General features: G+C 44.7%; 16 protein-coding genes. 6 read left to right on the forward strand and 10 right to left on the reverse strand.

The genetic code is table 11. The features are described from left to right. Positions 1–420: 420 nt before the first annotated feature. On the reverse strand, positions 421–1,392 hold the full coding sequence (locus ST37_RS14215; protein WP_084887497.1) for a DUF5692 family protein: 972 nt from the start codon (positions 1,390–1,392) through the stop codon (positions 421–423). A gap of 165 nt (positions 1,393–1,557) precedes the next feature. Between ST37_RS14215 and ST37_RS14220 the strand changes: the two genes are divergently transcribed. Then, complete coding sequence (locus ST37_RS14220) at positions 1,558–2,448, forward strand: LysR family transcriptional regulator (protein WP_084887500.1); 891 nt, start codon at positions 1,558–1,560, stop codon at positions 2,446–2,448. Between the two features lie 121 nt (positions 2,449–2,569). Here ST37_RS14220 and ST37_RS14225 read toward each other — a convergent pair whose 3' ends face one another. The 3 genes from ST37_RS14225 to ST37_RS14235 form a co-directional block, all read right to left on the reverse strand. Beyond that, positions 2,570–3,040 (reverse strand): DUF3316 domain-containing protein, encoded by a 471-nt coding sequence (locus ST37_RS14225; RefSeq protein ID WP_084887501.1) that lies wholly within the window; start codon positions 3,038–3,040, stop codon positions 2,570–2,572. Positions 3,041–3,313: 273 nt separating this feature from the next. Further along, positions 3,314–3,790 carry an RES family NAD+ phosphorylase gene (locus ST37_RS14230; protein ID WP_084887503.1) on the reverse strand — a complete coding sequence of 159 codons (477 nt, stop codon included), beginning with the start codon at positions 3,788–3,790 and terminating at the stop codon, positions 3,314–3,316. A gap of 2 nt (positions 3,791–3,792) precedes the next feature. Next, positions 3,793–4,230 carry an MbcA/ParS/Xre antitoxin family protein gene (locus ST37_RS14235; protein ID WP_084887505.1) on the reverse strand — a complete coding sequence of 146 codons (438 nt, stop codon included), beginning with the start codon at positions 4,228–4,230 and terminating at the stop codon, positions 3,793–3,795. A gap of 448 nt (positions 4,231–4,678) precedes the next feature. Here ST37_RS14235 and ST37_RS14240 point away from each other — a divergent pair, with 448 nt between their 5' ends. Beyond that, complete coding sequence (locus ST37_RS14240) at positions 4,679–5,587, forward strand: ParB/Srx family N-terminal domain-containing protein (protein ID WP_084887507.1); 909 nt, start codon at positions 4,679–4,681, stop codon at positions 5,585–5,587. 149 nt (positions 5,588–5,736) lie between these two features. On the opposite strand, the gene ST37_RS14245 is transcribed toward ST37_RS14240, so the two are convergent. The 4 genes from ST37_RS14245 to ST37_RS14260 all read right to left on the reverse strand — a co-directional run bounded on the left by ST37_RS14245 (position 5,737) and on the right by ST37_RS14260 (position 11,809). Beyond that, positions 5,737–6,522: a family 16 glycosylhydrolase gene (locus tag ST37_RS14245; protein ID WP_242426306.1), complete on the reverse strand. Its 786-nt coding sequence runs from the start codon at positions 6,520–6,522 to the stop codon at positions 5,737–5,739. Positions 6,523–6,732: 210 nt separating this feature from the next. Next, positions 6,733–7,680 carry a DUF4382 domain-containing protein gene (locus tag ST37_RS14250; RefSeq protein WP_084887509.1) on the reverse strand — a complete coding sequence of 316 codons (948 nt, stop codon included), beginning with the start codon at positions 7,678–7,680 and terminating at the stop codon, positions 6,733–6,735. A gap of 899 nt (positions 7,681–8,579) precedes the next feature. Beyond that, positions 8,580–10,550 (reverse strand): methyl-accepting chemotaxis protein, encoded by a 1,971-nt coding sequence (locus ST37_RS14255; protein ID WP_084887511.1) that lies wholly within the window; start codon positions 10,548–10,550, stop codon positions 8,580–8,582. Positions 10,551–10,804: 254 nt separating this feature from the next. Next, the gene (locus ST37_RS14260; RefSeq protein ID WP_084887513.1) at positions 10,805–11,809 is read right to left on the reverse strand and encodes a LacI family transcriptional regulator; all 1,005 of its coding nucleotides are present in this window, start codon (positions 11,807–11,809) and stop codon (positions 10,805–10,807) included. Positions 11,810–11,986: 177 nt separating this feature from the next. Between ST37_RS14260 and ST37_RS14265 the strand changes: the two genes are divergently transcribed. The 4 genes from ST37_RS14265 to ST37_RS14280 all read left to right on the forward strand — a co-directional run bounded on the left by ST37_RS14265 (position 11,987) and on the right by ST37_RS14280 (position 16,183). Continuing rightward, entirely contained in the window at positions 11,987–13,222 is a 1,236-nt protein-coding gene (locus ST37_RS14265; protein ID WP_197687470.1) for an ABC transporter substrate-binding protein, read from the forward strand. 83 nt (positions 13,223–13,305) lie between these two features. Then, complete coding sequence (locus ST37_RS14270) at positions 13,306–14,214, forward strand: sugar ABC transporter permease (protein ID WP_084887517.1); 909 nt, start codon at positions 13,306–13,308, stop codon at positions 14,212–14,214. Between the two features lie 64 nt (positions 14,215–14,278). Beyond that, on the forward strand, positions 14,279–15,106 hold the full coding sequence (locus ST37_RS14275; RefSeq protein WP_084888143.1) for a carbohydrate ABC transporter permease: 828 nt from the start codon (positions 14,279–14,281) through the stop codon (positions 15,104–15,106). A gap of 3 nt (positions 15,107–15,109) precedes the next feature. Beyond that, on the forward strand, positions 15,110–16,183 hold the full coding sequence (locus ST37_RS14280) for an ABC transporter ATP-binding protein (RefSeq protein ID WP_084887519.1): 1,074 nt from the start codon (positions 15,110–15,112) through the stop codon (positions 16,181–16,183). 128 nt (positions 16,184–16,311) lie between these two features. Here ST37_RS14280 and ST37_RS14285 read toward each other — a convergent pair whose 3' ends face one another. Continuing rightward, positions 16,312–18,378: an EAL domain-containing protein gene (locus ST37_RS14285; RefSeq protein ID WP_084887521.1), complete on the reverse strand. Its 2,067-nt coding sequence runs from the start codon at positions 18,376–18,378 to the stop codon at positions 16,312–16,314. After that, entirely contained in the window at positions 18,378–18,902 is a 525-nt protein-coding gene (locus ST37_RS14290; RefSeq protein ID WP_084887522.1) for a YfiR family protein, read from the reverse strand. The genes ST37_RS14285 and ST37_RS14290 overlap by 1 nt, the downstream gene beginning before the upstream one ends. Between the last annotated feature and the right edge of the window lie 6 nt (positions 18,903–18,908).

Here is an 18,908-nt window from a genome sequence, read left to right on the forward strand (position 1 = left end):
GAAAGCTTTTTGAGTCAGTCAGTTAGTACATATGCGCCGATTCAGATCTTGATACTGTCCAGAAAATGTTAACTAAGGTGACAACTAAGACGGCTTGAATTCCTTACTCATTAGTGTTGATAGGTCATGTTCTGAACTGTTCTGTTTGTTCGTTGTTGTTGAAAGGTACTGATCGTTTGGTTGTGAAGGTTTGATGAGAAATACACTGTTGTGACTCAATGTATTTTTTTAAGTAATACCTGTGGTAATACCTAAGTTTACTTTTGTACTTATAGTCATTATAAAGCAATAAGTTAAATGGTAAAGTCGAATGTCTCACTCCCGCCACATTTAAGACCGCAGCACTGTGCTGCGGTTTTTTTATGTCACATTTTCAATGCTTTAGTGTGTTGATATAAGTATAGAACTGTTAGTTCCCTACTAGCCTCTAGTAGCAGCGATACTTCCAGAAGCACCCTGGCCATTCATGTTTTTCAACTTCGCCACATCGTCAAAAGCCTCTAAGTCTTGATAAAGCTCGTCATGAATCGGGCTCAGCTTACGTGCTCTAATTCGCTTAACTTGGTACACAAATACCGCCACATTCGCAACAAAGCTAAGTATAGACATCAGCCATAGCGCTTCCACGCTGCCAGATGATTTTACGGCGAATGATGAGGTATCGACAAAAGCTGGGAAGGTCATCACAAACATCATCCAAAACCCTAGCGTGTGCGCACGGTGTTGCAACCATGCGCCTTTTTGGATGAAGAACGCTGGGATGGTGCACGACAAGAGCAGCGCAGCGCCAGCGTAGAAAGCATGATCGGGTACGCAGTTGTACACGTAAGCAAAGTTCCATAGGTCATAGGCGATGATCCAAAACCACAACATGTCCGGCCAAAGCATATCTTTGGATTTTCGGCTGCTAACAAATATGCCAACCCAGCCGCAAATGGTGACTATATTGAGGATGCCTGCAACACCATTAAAGATATTCCAAAGTCCACCTTGGATCATCATTCCATCTTGCAAGCTTGGCGATCCAAATGTCGACACTTGAAAATCTCGCAGTACTGCTTCGAGGATGTTGAGTCCTAAAATAAAGGCTGGAAAGAACAGCATATACTTGTTTTTTGCGGCTCCTTTAACATAGCGAAGCGCCATAAAGCCGATGCAACCTGCTAAACAGGAATACACTTTTGCCCAGTGAAACCAAGTGCCTACGGTCGAACCTTCAGCAGTGGTCGTGGTGGGCCATACAGCGAACGACAGAACAAGTGGCAGCACAATAAAACAAGCGATGCCTGCCCACATGCTGCGCCTTGATATCTCATTAAGAATAATCAGGCCAAACAGAACGGCAAAAAAAGCCGCCACTTGATGGGTCGCCAGTGGCTCGAATAAAAACATAGTCATACCTCCATGGAATCAAAATTTGTGCTCTCTTTGTAAAAACTGTTAGGTCCGAGAAGATCGGTTTCACAATTAGAGTATTAACACTATTTTAGGACTATAATTGACCCCGTTGAAGTGGGTAAGATGAGCGATAGATGACCTAAAAATAGGACAGCAACGATGCCAAGTATTGATGACTTACAGTTGTTTACGGATGTGGTCCGATACAAAGGAATTAGCAGTGCGGCTCGTGAGCGAAAGTTACATCGGAGTAAGGTGAGTCGCCGCATTCATGAACTTGAACGCAAACTGGGTTATCAACTTCTTATTCGCACTACGCACGATATTGAATTGACCAAACAGGGCCGGTGGCTTTACTCGCAGGTTGCCAAACCGCTTGCTTCAATAGAGACAACCATCACCCAGTTAGAAGAACAAAACCGTGAGCCTATTGGTACGCTTCGCATGGCGATCCCACCCGTATTAGGGGTTACAGAGTTTTTTACCCATGTTATTGAACGCTATACCTGCTTGTATCCAAAAGTGCGTGTGGTGGTTGAACATCATTCGCAAGCTGTTGACCTCGAGCGCACCAATACCGATATTCAAATGTTGCCTGCTTACGCACCTCCTTTAAGCGATGACTGTGTTCAACAACATTTTCTAGAGTTGCCATGTTGTATGGTTGCCAGTCGTGACTACTTAGAAAGAAATGGTCACCCAAAGTCTATGGCAGACTTATCAAACCATTTTTTACTGGGAAGTCGATATTGTAAAATGTGGCTTCCCAATCAAACCGACTTCTACGTGTACAGTGAAGATCTACATCTTCTTCGCAATCTAGCAAGAGACGGTAAAGGGATTACGATTTTGCCTACAGTAATGCTTAAAAAAGGCATTGAAGAGGGTTTATTTATCCCGCTGCTTACCAGTCATTCATTTCAAGATCTAAAGGTAACGTTAACCTACGCGTCATTACCCTATTTATCGCTCAAGTCTCGACTAATGGTGGACCTGTTGCGTGAAAGCATCAGAGAGGATGGCGTGATAAGCTATCCAGATAGGTTTTAGAACGCGGCTTTTTCGGTATCGCTCGACCCAGCAAGAGATCTGAGCTATAGAGATTGGTAGGAATTGCAGCTGGCAAAAAGCGCGCATTTTCGCGCGCTTCTGGTTTAAGCTTTAGACAGTGCTAAAGCGGTAAATCAGTATCGGGTGTCGACCCAGATCCAGAATCAGGAGTTGAAACTGAGCTTTCTTCATCCGCCGCCGAAACGCTTGCGGAACTAGCACCACCACTTCGGTTTCCTTTGCTAGTGCGGTATTCGTAACTGTACTTCACCACAACCTGGCCAAAATAGTCGGTACTGCCATCATCATTTTGTTGGCTAACGACTTCAACCTCTGTTGAGTCTAATCCCAGCGAGCGCTTGTCGACGCGTCTGTGGGGAGTGGGTAGCTTTTGGCTCAACTCTATGGCGCTCATGTTTTGCAGTGAATCTGCATAAGAGTTGGCCATATTTACCGCTTCAGCTTCGCCAGATGCTGAGTCACTTGTATACAGTGCGGACTGGTGGGTATTTGAGGTGCGATATTGGTCAGCCATTGCTGCTCCGCTGATCGCAATCGTAATAAGCAGCCCTACGTTTATTAGTGTTTTCATAACGAGTTCCTTGTATTTACCTAGCCGCCTAACTCAGGCGCAAATCGTGTACTGCTTGATCACGAGCTAGAAATATACGATCTAGATCACATTTTTGTTAGGGCGTTTACATTGTTTTACGTTGTTAACGTGCCTCAGGTTGCCGCGCTAATTAGACGAAATCTGTGTGAGGTAGGTATGTCGCGCTGGGCGGAAGCAGCACGGTGAGTTTGGCACGATAGGCCGATAAACTGCGGCAGAAATGGTGGGCTATTTGCCTAGCGTCGAGTGCGCTTATAGCCCACTGAACATTCGCTCGGAATAGACCGGCTGAACGCATTCAACGAGCTTAATTTTGTTAATATAAGGGTGTAATGGGTTGACTATGGCCACGCTAGACTCAGACAACCCAATAGCCACACTGGGAACAATCAACAACAGCGCTTGCTTAGCCAATAAAAACTGATCACCAATACGCTGGGTACTTGCAGGATAGGGCATTGACTGCCAGTCCTCGGGCAGTTTGCTGGTATCTAAGGAGTGTATCGGTACTGAGTTTGGAACTGTGTAGATGGCTTTACAGTGCGTTCGCGGCACCAATCGAGGACTAGGGTGGTAATTGGCGGCTTCTATTAAGGCAGTACCCATGTCTAATGCATAGTATATAACGGGGTTCCCGGCACTGTTCCAGCGAGCGCCATCGTCAAAACTGGCCCCCCGTCCACTGAAGTTGTTGGCAAACTTACTGTTAGTGACTCGATATAAGTTCATGATTAGGAGTATTCACCATACTCTATTTTTCTTAGAGTCTGACGCACCAGTTCTCGTCCGGCAGGGGTATCGATGAGCTCAATGGGTAGCTCGCCGCCTAGCGCAGGAATAGGCATACTCAACCACTCTCTAGCGAGATCTAAAGACCCGTATATATCACTTGCTTGCATATAAATGCGCACCGTATCGAGCACACTATCGCCAATTAATGAAGGCAACTTGTTTACCCGGTAGCTACGGCTTAGGTTAGATTTATCTTTGCCAATCACTTTGGCAAAAATGTCTCTGTCAGCAATAATTGAGACGACACTTTTAAGGTGCTGCCCGCTCACACCTTGATTAACCGCTTTGAAGTAACCTGAAGTGGTTAACAAATCAAACTCAGGAAAAATGGCGTTCAGTTGATCTGAGGGTTTATGTGGATTCGGGACGGTGATCATTGTGGCCACTCCAATTGTGAGAGTACTGGTTGATTATAGTGCATTGCCTACTATATCGTCAATTTGACGTTGAATTTTAGTCAAAATGACGATATCGGATGTTCACAAGGAGTTTTACTTAACTACTACTGTCTGTAGCATTAGTTGTATCACTTTATAACACGTGATCGTTTTTATACTCACATAGTGTGTTTCCTCAGTTCCAAACCCCGGAACCTGTCTATCAATGACGATCGTCTGTGCTTGTTCCTCACCAATTGAAAACCGATTGGTAAGAATTTGTACCGATAATATGAATTTAGCGCTTGCCACTAATGACAGTTCGATTACTTAATGTAAGCAACTGTAAAATATAGATTTTCAAATCAAATCCTAAAAAAAGTTACATGTAAATGTCATACAGACACTCTACATTGCTTGCAAATTAAATATTTGGATTACTTAATATATGTACAAACTATGGCTAACCATCGGGCTTTTAATTTCCTCAACGGGTATTTACGCAGAGACTATTTCCCAAGGGGATGTTATTCGCGTTGCGCTTAGTGACGTTCATCCAACTCAACCATCGGTTGGCTACGATCAGGTGTTCTATAAGCTAGGCCGCTTTGAGCACGATACTAAAAAGATGTTTGATGAAGTATGTGAAGCCAATGGACAAAAGGGACTGACGTCGTATTCGGAGCAGTCGAACCCAAAAGACTTAACTACCTTTGAATGTAAAGAGCCTATTGGGGCTCGTACAAAAGACATGAAAACGGTCGTCATCGCGCCCAACGGTCAATACTATCTCACCGACGGCCACCATACGTTTAACGTGTTTTGGCACATGCCTAGTGGCGGTGACGACTTTGGTGTTCATGTCGTCGTAGACAAAGACTATCGCGACTTAGCATCGATGGATCAATTTTGGGAGGCGATGATTGTCGATGGCAACACCTGGCTGTACGACAGTCATGGCGAGTCTATTGCCCATTCACAGCTTCCATCGACGCTCGGAATAGAGCATTTTCAGAATGACCATTATCGTTCAATGATGTATTTCTCGCGTGATGTGGGTTGGAACAAACCATCCTCTCCAGTGCCATTTTTGGAGTTCTATTGGTCTAAGGAAGTTCGTAAAGCTATCGATGTTTCTGAATTCGATTTAATGACAGCAGAAGGGTATCGCACCGCTATCACTCAAGTGAGTGAGCATATCTTGGCGATGAACAGTGACAATGTGGGTGAATCTAACAAATCGACAAAAGAGATGGGGCAGTTCGATGCCTTTGATCAAAAAGGTCTCGATAAATTGTTTCGAGACACTGGCAAAGTGACGTACATGCTCGACTACAAAGTGCGCCAGAAATTTTAAATTATCGACGCTACAGGAAATGCTAGTGAGCGGTAACGCCCACTGAGCAAACCAATGAGCCGGTTGTACTGCAATTCTTCCTTTGTCTTTTGGCGAGTCGTGGTACACCGACCTTTAGGTATTCGCTCGCTAGTGAGCGCTACAAATGTCTATTTTGAGAGTTTTAAGATGAGTTTGTCGTTTTCAATATAAGCGTTGTTTTGCGAAAAAGTCACCAGATTGGAATCAAATGTCCAGTCACCTTTACCCCAGCGCTTTGAGTCAAATGAGTTAAAATCATCGCGCCAGTCTAGGACAAATTCACCGTCGTGGTAGCGGTAGTACTCTATCCAATCTACTTCTTGGGTTAATGGCAGAGTAGAGGCATCGAACTTTCCTACCCACGCAATTGCTTCTGATATCCAGATGTTCATGCGATAGCTTTGTGGAGAATCTCGCATATCAATGACTTGCTGCGACTTGCTGGCCAACTCTTGGTGAAGCATTTCGCCATTAAGCAGCCAAGTAATGGCATCTGGCGTCCAGGTGAGCGTGTACTCGTGAAAGTCGTTTAAGTTGGGAATCGTCTCAGTGCGTTCTGAGTGCACACGTTGATTCGCCATACCTGTGATTAAGTTGGTTTGTAGCGTGTTGGGCGTTTTGCCTAGCGCTTCAATATCAATTTCACGCCAAGGGACACTGCCTTGCCAAGATTCATTGTCATAGGTAAAAAATGACGATACGACGCCAGGGTGGGACACCATTTTCATTCGGATAACAAACTTACCAAACAGTACTTTTTCATGACTGTATACTTCAGCACCGTAAAGCTGGACTGATGAACTGTTTTTTGAGCCTTGTTCTAATAGTGTGTCCTGATTCGGTGCTTGGTCGGCATAAGCTGTGTGGGAGACCGAAATGGCCATAGTCGCGAGTGCAATAGTCTTAATTTTCAATAGAAGTACCTCGTAAGAATAACTGTCCAAAAAGGGCAATACTGTAAGCAGGGTAATTCGAACTGAGGCAGTAGTGGTGATATGCAGTGGAGAGTTTTGATGTAGGAGGTATTGTCGATGCAAAATATCAACGAATATCACGTCATACGATGTACCTGTGAAAGAATTTCATACGAGGGGTCAGAGTCAATTGACTCTGACCCCAATAGATTACGGAGTGATAAAATCAGCGGTTAATGTTTCACCTGCCACCAGAGTGACCTCTTTGAGTTGACCCTCTGGGTTTGGAATAGCGATTTCGTCATATTGAATAGGATCATCGTTCGCGCTACATGAAAAAGCGACACTGTAATCGCCTGCAGGTACAAAACCGAAGGTATAATTTCCGATTTCATCGATATAGACCGAGGAGAAAGGCGCGACATACTGGGAAGGTAGGCTAGGGTTGGTAACATACTCGGAGTCAGTAGGATCGAGGTTGTCCACCAAGTCTGTCAAGATGTGGTTGTGCCCTTTGTAGAGGTAAACCACCTTGCCATCTTCTAGTGCGCAATCACCAGCGCTCCATAGATCTGATTCCACATTGCCGGTAAGCGTCGCCACCGCACTGTTATCCACAATACTGACGCCATGTGGTTTTAGGTTGTAGCCATTGTTCGAGCTAGAATTGCCTCTTAACACCAACGACTTTTGCAAATTAAAATCAATAGTGAAAGATTGAACGGCTTCTTGAGTGACTTCAAATCCGCCTAACTTGAGTTTGTTGCTTGGTATTTTTAGATAGTGTTGTCCATTATCGACGACATAAGAGTGCTGAGACAGTGTATGCAGGATCACCTCTTTGTAGGTACCAACCGCAATGGGCTCATTAGACAAAATAGGCAGAGCGTCATCACCTTGGTAATCAAGTAGGTTTACGCTCAAGTAGTTTCCGCTATTATTGGCGTCAGCTAGTTCAAAATAATAGCGCTCTCCATTTTGATGCTTTATCTCTATGGCGTCATACGCGACCACGACCTCTGTTGCGCTTAATACAGGGGCGTCAGTAATGGCGAAAGACACTTTTGCAGTCTTTGTCTCTTGAGTGCTCGACTCTCCACCGCAGGCGGTAAGAATTAGGGGAAGGGTCAATAGTGTAATTGGATGTTTAGTAAGCATGGTGTAGACCTTTGGTTATTCATCCTTTTAGCTTAGCAGACTATATCTACAGTTAAATTTTAGACCATGCAAAATGGTCAACGTTGACCTAACTTTTGCTGGGACTTCACACAGTTGGTTGATTGACAGTCAATCTAGATATGTTGCTGACAAAGTCAGATAAAGCACTATCTCATTTTTGCCTTATTGGAAAATGGTTTGACTAACTTTTATCCATCTAGATCAAAGCGTCGACACTTTATTTCCCATTAAGTAGTTGAACCTTATCGAGCAGGCGCAAGAGGTGAGCTCTGAGAGCATCGAGACCGCAGGCTTTGACGATTCACTAAATGTGTTCGGTATCCGAGATGAGACGCCGCAACTTCCGAGCTTTCAACATGCTTACGGTGCATTGTTTAGCCAATGAGGATTGCCTGCAGAGTACACTATGTACTTGGGCGAAATTGTTGACTCAGACGGTCAACCGTTGGATGGAAGTAAGTACGATTATACAGTGATTTTTGATGCACCGACTTTAGAAAAAGGTGGATTTAGGTCTTATAGCGCATACGGCGGTTTAATTCGCGTAATGTATTTTAACGCAATGGCTCGCCATTCTAGGGGCGATCGTACTCTGCCCCCCAGATGCCGCTGATCCCAGATGCGGATGGTAGCTAAACGATTTACTTGAGCTCTGACACGAACGGGCACGAAGACAGTCCTAACTTCCTTCCTATCCGTGATCACGCGTGGTACGCAGTTTTAAGAGCGTATAAACCAGGGACAAGCCGTTCGTACAGATAAATGGCAAGCCGCAGCGTTTACTAAGGTAAACAAAGAGGGGGAGAGAAGGCTTATAGTAAGGGTTGTAGCTGCTCTAAAAAAACACCCAAGGAAAAGCTTTCCTTGGGTGTGTTTTTTTAAGTAGTAAATTGACGAGCCAATTGCTGCAGTTTATCCGCTAACCCCGTTTGTTCTTGAGCGGCTATGGCGATTTGTTTGCCACTTTCAGTTGTCTGCTCAACACTGTCACCGATAGCATGTGCACGTGCTGCGATATCGGAACTTACCGTAACTTGCTCGTCAGCGGCAGTCGCAATCTGAAGCGCCATGGTATGTATACTGACTATTGAGCTGACGGTAGTGGCCAATTGCTGTTTTACTTCACCCGCTTGCTCGACACTTTGGGTTACATACTGGTGGGCATCGTTAATCTGCTCAAACGCACTGTTGCTGATTTGCTGAAGTTGACTCACCATGGCTTCAATTTCTTGCGTTGACTGTTGTGTGCGCTGCGCCAGTGAGCGTACCTCATCGGCAACAACGGCAAATCCACGGCCTTGCTCCCCTGCTCGGGCCGCTTCAATAGCGGCATTAAGTGCGAGAAGGTTAGTTTGTTCTGCAATGCCTTGAATAACATCAACAACACTCGAAATACTGCTGCTGCTTTGATGCAAAGAACCGATGGTCTCAGAAACTGCGTGAATTTGAGTGCTGGTCTTTTCAAATGACTGTGTAGAGACATCGACAATCTTGCTGCATTCTGTAATTTGAACGTTGGCAGCTTCTGCTTCATCGGACGTATTTTGAATGTTCTGTGCGACCTCTTGAACAGAGGCTCGCATCTCTTCCATAGCAGTGACAACTTGAAGAACTTCTTGTCGTTGCTGCTCCAAATTCATCGAGTTTTGGCTGATGGTTGCCGTCGATTCTTCTGAGGCTGCGGCAAGTTGTTCACTTGAGCTGCCAATGACATGCACAGCTGTAGTCAACTCATTCAACATAGTATTGAGGTTGTTAGATATGCTGCCTAGCTCATCGTTTGCGACAATGTCACAACGCGAAGAGAGATCTTTGGAGGATGCACGCTTCATGGTGGTATTGAGCAGTTCAACTTGTCGGTTAATGCCTTTTAACAACAACCAGCTCGTCGTGACCACCACGCTAAGCATTAATATGGTCAGTATTAGGTAAACCCAAAACGTGCGTGTTTCGACGTCGACTATGGATCGAGACAGAGTCAATATTTCTTGCGTCAGCTGCTCTTCTACGTCTTTAAGTAGATTAATTCTGTTGGTTGCCGCACTGAACCAAGCTTTCGAATCTTGATCGAGCTGATTATTAAAGGCATGGGCTCTATAACGTTCGACTAAAGCAAACTCATTGGATTTCTCTGTGGTTTGATAAATCTGTTTAGCGTGTGCTGACGCGTAAACTTCAAAGGTGTTGAGATAGCTGTTTTGTTCACTCACCAAAGTAACAAATTTACGGAACATACCGTCTGAAAACGCGCCAGCCCCGAACGTGTTGCTCAATACCGCTCTCTCTATTCCTGCTCGCTCTTTACCTTGTAGAAATTCGTAGTATGCCGCTAAAGAGCGGCTGATGTCAGCGACTTCAGAAATTTGTACGGCCTGGCCAGGAATAGACAGCAGGTCGGCGTTGGCTGACGTATAAAAAGACAGCGCAGTATTGAGTGGAGCGCTGAGTGATTGGATTTGCTGGCGCATATTGCTGAGCCCTGCGAGCCTAGCATTTGCTCTATCTACAATACTCCAAAATTCTGGGAAGGCTTGAAGCGCATGCTTGTTGCTGGCTAAATAGTTATCCAACTCCCTAAAGCGTTGATCGGTTGCTTGGTATTGTGCTTTGAGTTCCGCTGCAAAGTTGCTCCCTTTAGAGCCTAAATAACCGGCCGACATGCCGCGCTCTTTTTGCAGTTCGTGAACCAAACGGCTATTTATTGCAGACAGCTCGACAAACTGAGTGATATCACTGGCAGATTCTTTGGCGTGGTAAGACTGAACGATTTGACGGTTTGCTAAAAATATCAGTGCCAGAGTTACCGGTACCAAGATACATAGAAGCTTTTGTTTGACACTTAGCTGCATACTGATTCACTTTTTGCTTTGGGAGTGAGTCTATTTTAGCAGTCCTTATGGTGTAGTCTAATTGGTACGGCATTCCGTTAAAAATAGTTGTTACATTTTTGATCTTACTCAACTAAGCATGAAATACGCGACCTCTGTTACGAATTAGATTCATTCTCGAATCAAGTTATGTGATGTAGCACGTAACTCTTTAGTAGTAAGGTTAGTTAAGCACGATGCTGACGGTAGGGGTCAGAGTCGATTGACTCTGACCCCTAACTGAACTGTGCCGATTCTACGCGCTGCATCGGTGGTTCATCGGGGTATTCTATTGCATGAATTACCGCTTCAGCCAAAAAGGTTCCCGCGAGCTCAACATCTTCTTTCGCAGTAAAAATCTGTGGTCTAAAATAGCTGAGGTAGGGAGAAGAGTTTTTGGTATATAAATCAATGTCCTCGGCAAGGTTTCTGCCAAGTTTATCTATGCACTTTATGGCCGATACGCTGGCCATGGTAGAGGAACAGATGATACCGTCGGTAAGTGGATATTCACGTAAGTAATCTTCTAACGCCGTGGTGATTTTTTGCTCGCTATCGTCGTTGTTGGCATTGGGTAAAATATTGAATTGAGCCTGATTGGCCATAGCAACTCGCTTCGCGCCTTCGGTAAGGTGCTGAGTGTACTGATGTTTTTCTGGTGGCGCGATCATGAGCAGACTTCGGCGTCCTTGCTGCAGTAGTTTATTGGCGGCATGACAGCCAAAATCATAATTGTCAAAATCGAAATAGGCGTGTTGCGCGCTCCACTGCGTCCGACCAAAGGTCGCAAACGGCATTTTATTTTCAAGTAGGTAGGCGACACGTTCGTCGTCAACTTCTGTTCGATCAAAAATCACCGCATCAGCTGCTTGGTTTTGCACCAGGTATTCAATAGGGTCCATGCGATTCTGACTCGGTAATTCTGGCGTGACCACAATGTGGTAGGAAGTGTGAGCGATGGCGTGAGTGATGTGGCTAATTAGCTCACCAATTAAATCCGATATATTTTCACTGGTTGAAAGCACCACCGCAATGACCTGACTTTTACCGGTTCGAAGTCGAATCCCTGCTCGATCTGGTACATAACCAATCTCTTTCGCAATCTGTTTCACGCGCTTTTTGGTGTTTTTACTCAAGTCGGGTGCATCTTTCAAAGCACGAGAAACAGTAGTAATGGCTAAGCCACTGATTTGAGCAATGGTTTTTAGGGTTGGTCTTTCGTCCGATTTGGAGTTACTCAAGGTGCACCTCGTTGATTTGCCAATAGCCTGTGACTCAGATCTATGTTTACAAAAAATTAACAGTAGCAGCTAGATTAATTTACACAAAGGGTTTATCCATTATATGAACTAAAACGTTGTAGATATCAAAGTTCGGTAGGATTTTACTGATTTTAGGAGAACTATTTAATGAGAGCCATGGAAAAATTACGTTCAGTAAGCATACTTAGCACCGCAATTATGACGGCGACAGCCGCACAAGCGGTAGATCTTGAAGTGACCCACTGGTGGACATCCGGTGGTGAAGCGGCAGCGGTCGCTGAATTTGCAAAGGCATTTAACGAAAACACCGACCACAACTGGGTGGATGGAGCCATTGCAGGCTCTGGTGGTACTGCTCGTCCAATTATTATCAGCCGAATCTTGGGTGGTAAACCTATGGGCGCGACACAACTTAACCACGGTCGTCAGGCAGAAGAGTTAATTGAAGAAGGGTTGCTTCTTGATTTGACCGACGTAGCGATGAAAGAGGGTTGGCAAGATGTTGTAAACCCAAGCTCGCTGCTCGACTCTTGTACCTTAGATGGCAAGATTTACTGTGTGCCGGTAAACATTCACTCTTGGGAGTGGATTTGGTTATCGCACAAAGCCTATAAAGACGCAGGTGTTGCTGTTCCAACTAACTGGGATGAATTTGTTGCGGCTGCTCCGGCACTTGAAAAAGCCGGAAAAATCCCACTTGCGATGGGTAAACAAGCTTGGCAGGCCAATGGTGCCTTTGGCGTAATGGCTATTGCCATCGCAGGTATTGATGCATGGAAAGCGGTAAACATTGATAAGAACGTCGATGTAGCCAATGGACCAGAGTATCAAAAAGTGTTTGAAGCGGCGGTTGCGGCGCGTGAAATGGCGTCAGAGTCAAAAGTTCAGGATTGGAACCAAGCCACTAACATGGTCATCACCGGTCAAGCAGGTGGCCAAATCATGGGGGATTGGGCACAAGGTGAATTCTCTGTGGCAAATCAAGTGGCTGGTGAAGACTACACCTGTCTACCAGGTCTAGGCGCGAACCAAGTTATCTCAACCGGTGGTGATGCGTTCTACTTCCCTAAACAAGACGATCCAGAAATTGAAGCGGCACAGAAAGAGCTTGCGTCTTTGATGCTGTCGCAGTCTGTACAAGTGGCGTTTAACTTGAAGAAAGGGTCACTGCCAGTGCGTGGCGATATCGACATGTCTACAGCCAACGACTGTATGCAGAAAGGTCTGAAAATACTGGCTGACGGAAATGTATTACCAAGTGGCGATATGTTGCTTTCGGCAGATACTCAAGGTCAGGTTGAAGACTTGATGGTTGAGTTCTGGAACGACCCAAGCTACAGCGCTAAAGATGCACAAATGCGTTACGCAGAAATTATTGCTGACGCAGATTAATACGCACATCTTTAACGACGAGTTAATAAGTATACCTCGAAGTCTATGGCAGCAGCGTTAGCTGCTGCCATATTGGAGTAGACATGGAACGTTCTAATTCTAATAACGTAAAACCCAAAGCGTCATGGCGTAAAAACCTCAGCGCAAAAATTGCAGCCATACCGATGATCATGACCGCTTTGGGCATTTTCATCGGTTGTTCGGTTTGGACGATCGTTCATTCCTTTACCAAGTCTCGACTGTTGCCCAAGCTCGATTTTGTTGGCTTTGATCAATACGAGCGACTATGGAGCACCAGACGCTGGTTGGTGTCCATAGAAAACTTAGCGGTGTTTGGCATCTGTTCGCTGGTGCTCAGTTTGGTGATTGGCTTTACCTTAGCCACTTTCCTCGACCGAAAAATTCGCTTCGAAAACGCCTTTCGTACTATTTTTCTTTATCCCTTTGCCCTCAGTTTTATCGTGACTGGGTTGGTATGGCAGTGGATATTAAACCCCGAATTTGGTGTTCAAAAGGTGGTGAGATCGCTTGGGTTTGAAAGTTTCACTTTCGATCCACTGTACGATCCCGACATTGTTATCTTCGGCATTCTTATTGCCGGGTTATGGCAAGGTACGGGTCTCATCATGGTCATTATGTTGGCGGGATTACGCGGTATTGATGAAGATATTTGGAAAGCGGCGCGAGTTGATGGTATTCCTACTTGGAAAACCTATGTGTTGATCATTATCCCAATGATGAAGCCTGTGTTTGTGACGGCTCTTGTGCTGATTTCTTCTGGCATCGTTAAAGTCTACGACTTAGTGGTGGCGCAAACGTCAGGCGGACCGGGCATCGCGTCCGAAGTCCCCGCCAAGTACGTCTACGACAAAATGTTTGCAAGTCAGAACCTAGCTCAAGGTTTTGCCGCTTCTACCATGATGCTGGTGACAGTTGCCATCATTTTAATTCCGTGGGCCTATTTAGAATTTAGAGGGAAGAAAAGTGGCTAATTCAACGATTTCATCGGGCCCTAAAGGCCCAAAACCTAAACGCCGGTTTAGTCGCACCAACATAATGCTGTATGGCACGTTGATTGTTGTGGCTCTGTACTACTTATTGCCCCTTTATGTGATGGTGGTTACCTCCATGAAAGGGATGCCGGAAATTCGCATTGGTAACGTGTTTGCACCACCAGTTGAAATCACCTTTGAGCCTTGGGTGAAAGCTTGGGCCGAAGCGTGTACAGGCATTAACTGTGATGGATTAAGTCGAGGGTTTGGTAACTCTATTCAAATACTGATTCCGTCTGTAGTGCTGTCGATTTTGATTGCATCAGTCAACGGGTACGCCCTTTCTAATTGGAAGTTTAAAGGGTCAGAAGTATTCTTTTCCATCTTAGTTATTGGCGCATTTATTCCCTATCAAGTGATGCTGTATCCCATCGTAATTATATTGCGAGAGCTGGGGCTATATGGGTCGCTTTGGGGATTGGTATTGGTGCATTCCATTTTCGGTATGCCTATATTGACGCTGCTATTTCGGAATTATTTCGCCAGCATACCGGATGAGTTGTTTAAAGCTGCCCGTATTGATGGTGCGGGATTTTGGGGCATCTATTGGAAAATCATGGTGCCCATGTCGTTGCCAATTTTTGTGGTGGCGATCATTTTGCAGGTAACGGGCATTTGGAATGACTTCCTATTTGGCGTGATCTTCACCGAACCTAAACTCTATCCAATGACCGTCCAACTCAACAATATCGTAAACTCGGTACAAGGCGTGAAAGAGTATAACGTCAATATGGCAGCCACATTATTGACCGGGCTATTGCCGTTGGTCATCTACTTGGTTTCAGGGAAATTATTTGTTCGTGGTATCGCGGCAGGCGCAGTAAAGGGATAATTAATGAGCAGTGTAAGCATTCGAAATCTGGATTTAAATTTCGACAATGTAGAAGTCTTAAAGCAGTTAAACCTAGATATCCCAGAAGGGGAGTTTTTGGTGTTACTGGGCGCAAGTGGGTGTGGGAAATCGACGCTACTTAACTGCATTGCCGGGCTTTTGGACATCTCTGATGGCCAAATATTTATTAATGGCGAAAACGTCACTTGGTGTGAGCCGTCTGATCGCGGCATAGGCATGGTGTTTCAGTCCTACGCGTTATACCCGCAAATGACCGTGGAGGGGAACCTCTCTTTTGGTTTGAAGAACGCGAAGGTACCAAAAGATGAGATCGCAAAACGGGTTAAACGCACCGCCGAGATCTTGCAAATGGAAGATTGGCTAAAGCGTAAGCCAGGCGCACTGTCTGGTGGACAGCGTCAGCGTGTTGCCATAGGTCGAGCATTAGTGCGTGAAGTGGATGTGTTCTTATTTGACGAACCTTTGTCTAATTTGGACGCTAAACTGCGCGCCGATCTGCGTGTAGAGATCAAACGGTTGCACAATCAATTGGGTAACACCATGGTGTACGTGACTCACGACCAAGTTGAGGCAATGACCCTTGCTGATCGAATTGCGATTATGCGTAACGGGAAAATACAGCAGTTGGGTACACCTAGTGAGATATACAATGAGCCTGCCAACCTCTATGTGGCTGGGTTCATCGGTTCGCCAGCAATGAACTTTCTTGACGGAAACCTCAAGGAGGGGCAGTTCCAATTTGGTGACGTGACTATCGATTTAACTCAATACCATTATGTCACGGATACTCGAGATGGCGACGCCATTTTAGGGGTAAGACCCGAACACATTTTGATTGGTGAAGCGATTAAAGATCATCACTTTAGCACCGAACTCGAAGTGGAGCTGTTTGAACCTATGGGTTCAGATACTCAAATCTGGACTCAATTGGGCGATCAGAGTTTCCGTATTCGTGTTGATGGGCAAATGAAGGTCAGTAATGGTGATAAGATTCGTATCGGTATCGACATTCAGCGCTGTTCATTGTTTGATCATAAGAGTGAATTGCCAATGTAGGCAAATTCTATTTCTGCATCAATGCGTATGGCGAAAAGGTATTGATGCAGAAATGACCTCCGCACTTCTCATAAGGCACAGATGAGCAGCCTCTAGAATAAGTGGGCAGTCACTCAAAATGATTAGCGTTAACTAGAGAGTGTCTTGGTGTTAGAGAGAGTACTCGCTTGGAACTTTTCTTTGAGTAAAGTCTCGAAGCTCGTTGTTGAAAGAGGTCGATAAAAATAGAACCCTTGCATATAGTCACAGCCAAACATCTGTAATTTGTCCATTTGCTCTTTCTTCTCAACGCCCTCAGCTACAACAGCAATGTTTAAATTTTTTGCCAAGTTAATCACTGTATGACACAGCGTTGCACTTGCCTCATCAGACGCAATCTTGCAAATGAAGCTTTTATCGATTTTTAGCATATCGACCTCTAATTTCTGAAGATAAGATAAAGAGGAATAGCCCACGCCAAAATCATCAATGGCAACATTAACGCCAAGGTTTTTCGTCGACATTAATTGATTGAGGGACGTCGCTTCACTATCAATGAGACTGTTTTCGGTGATTTCGATTAACAGCGCGTTGTCGCCCAATCTTGCGTCTACCACCAAGTCTATAAAACGCCTTACCCAAGGACTGTCCTTTTTAAGTTGGATAGGGGATACATTAAAACTAACGCAAAACTGTTCCGAATAATGACCGCGGACATGTTTTGTAAGTTCGATTGCCTCTCTAGCAACCCAAAGTCCAATGTCGTTGATGAGTCCATTATCTTCAGCTACGGGTATAAATTCTTCTGGATAAATAGTGCCTCTTACGGGGTGATTCCAACGTAAGAGCAACTCTGCCTTTTCGATTACACCTGTTTTGGTATTTATTATTGGTTGAACATAGGTTTCCAGTTGTTCGTCGGTAATACAGGCTCGAAGGTCATTGAGTAGGCGACGTTTTTTGAGGGCTCTTCTGTGCATAGAAGGCTCAAAAAAACGATAGCAATTTCGTCCTGCGGCTTTTGCTTCATACATCGCCATATCGGCGTTCTTCATTAACTCTTCGGTGTTTTTTCCTCGTTCGGGATACGAACTGATTCCAACACTGCCAGAGATATTAATGACCTCACCATTAATGGAGTAGGGTTTATTGAGCTCTTTTAAGATTTTCATCGCTACTTGATGTAAGTCTTCATGATTGACTAATCCATCAAGAATCACAGTGAATTCATCACCTCCGAGCCTTGCAATAGTGTCTTTGCTTCTTATCGAATGTTTAATTCGCTCTGAGACACAGACGATTAGCGAGTCGCCAAAATCATGCCCCATTGTGTCGTTGACCTCTTTAAAACCATCAAGATCCACAAATAGCACAGAAAACGGTGTTTCTTCTTCTAGTGTCATTCGATTGATCATTTCTAGAATGTAACGACGATTGGGCAGGCCAGATAAGCTGTCTATATAGGCTTGATTCTTTAGTTTTTTGTTTGCAACCTCTAGCTGCTCAGTTCTTTGATTAACAGCCCGTTCAAGCGTGTGGTCTCGTTGCTCAATGGTGTCTAGCATATCGTTAAAGCAGTCGGTCAGTTTACCCATTTCATCATGGCTATAACTTACGGCTCTAATCGAGTAGTTATTGGTAGAGGTTATTTTGGTGGCAGTTTCTGCCAATAAAACTATGGGTTTTACAAACTTTTTACCCAACCAGATAGATACGAATAGGCTGCTAGAGAGGATGATAATCAATATGCCGATAAGAAATGATACGTAAGCTTTAGTGTGTTCTTCTTCCGCGCCGTTGTCGGCATAGATCACAAGCTTACCGTAATAGGTATCATCCAACGTTAAGCGACTTGAGATGACTTTGTCAGCGATGTGGCTATTATCTTGAGACTGATCACTATTATGCGTTGAATAAAAGGAAACATTGTTTTTATCAAGTACTTCGACATTCACGATATTAGGCTGGAGCAATAAAGGTAAAATTAACTCCTTCGCAGTTACAGTGTCATCAAATAAAATGGCTGCGGTAAGGTGTGACTCTAACATGCCTGCAATCGAGTGAAGGCGTACATTTTCTGACTCGCGCATACGATCCAGTTCATACGCCGAAAATATAGCCGCAGTAATCAACACCGATAGACCCGCAACGAGCATGAGCAATGAGATGAGTTTGATATAGATAGATTGTCTAACGATTAGTCTTAAAAATCTCATTAATTGCCCTCTTTGACCAGGCGACCCATTCGCATAACCTTTGAGCTTAACTTCAGCCCGGATTGGGTTAGATTCTCTGGGCTCACTTCAAATCGTACTTTGCCTCCTGTGACAAAAAAGTTTAGATGTCCTCCTTGCTGAATAAAACCAGGGCTTTCGCCAACGAGCATCGTGTGTTCAAACTGTTTGGACTGAAAATAGGTTGGTTCGAGCAAATCTTTGGACATGAATAGAGAATGACAACCAGGGGTGGGTTCTGAGATATAGACTACTGAAACAGGTTGATCTTTAACGGTTTGGTCGGCGAGTGTCTTTTCGGCAACATCAACGAAGTTTTGACTGGTGCTGCATATTAGATACTGGTCGTCTTGCTGTTCATTGAACCAGCGACTTTCACTATAGCGAGCAAAGTTGAAAATAAACCCGGCTTTAATGGCCATTTCTCGCTCGAAAGCAGTGACACTATTCGAAAATAGTGTCACTGAGCAAAAGATGAGAATTAAAAAGCGTCGAGATACTTTCACAGCAGC

The sequence above is a fragment of the Vibrio sp. qd031 genome, from assembly GCF_002100145.1.
GTDB lineage: Bacteria > Pseudomonadota > Gammaproteobacteria > Enterobacterales > Vibrionaceae > Vibrio.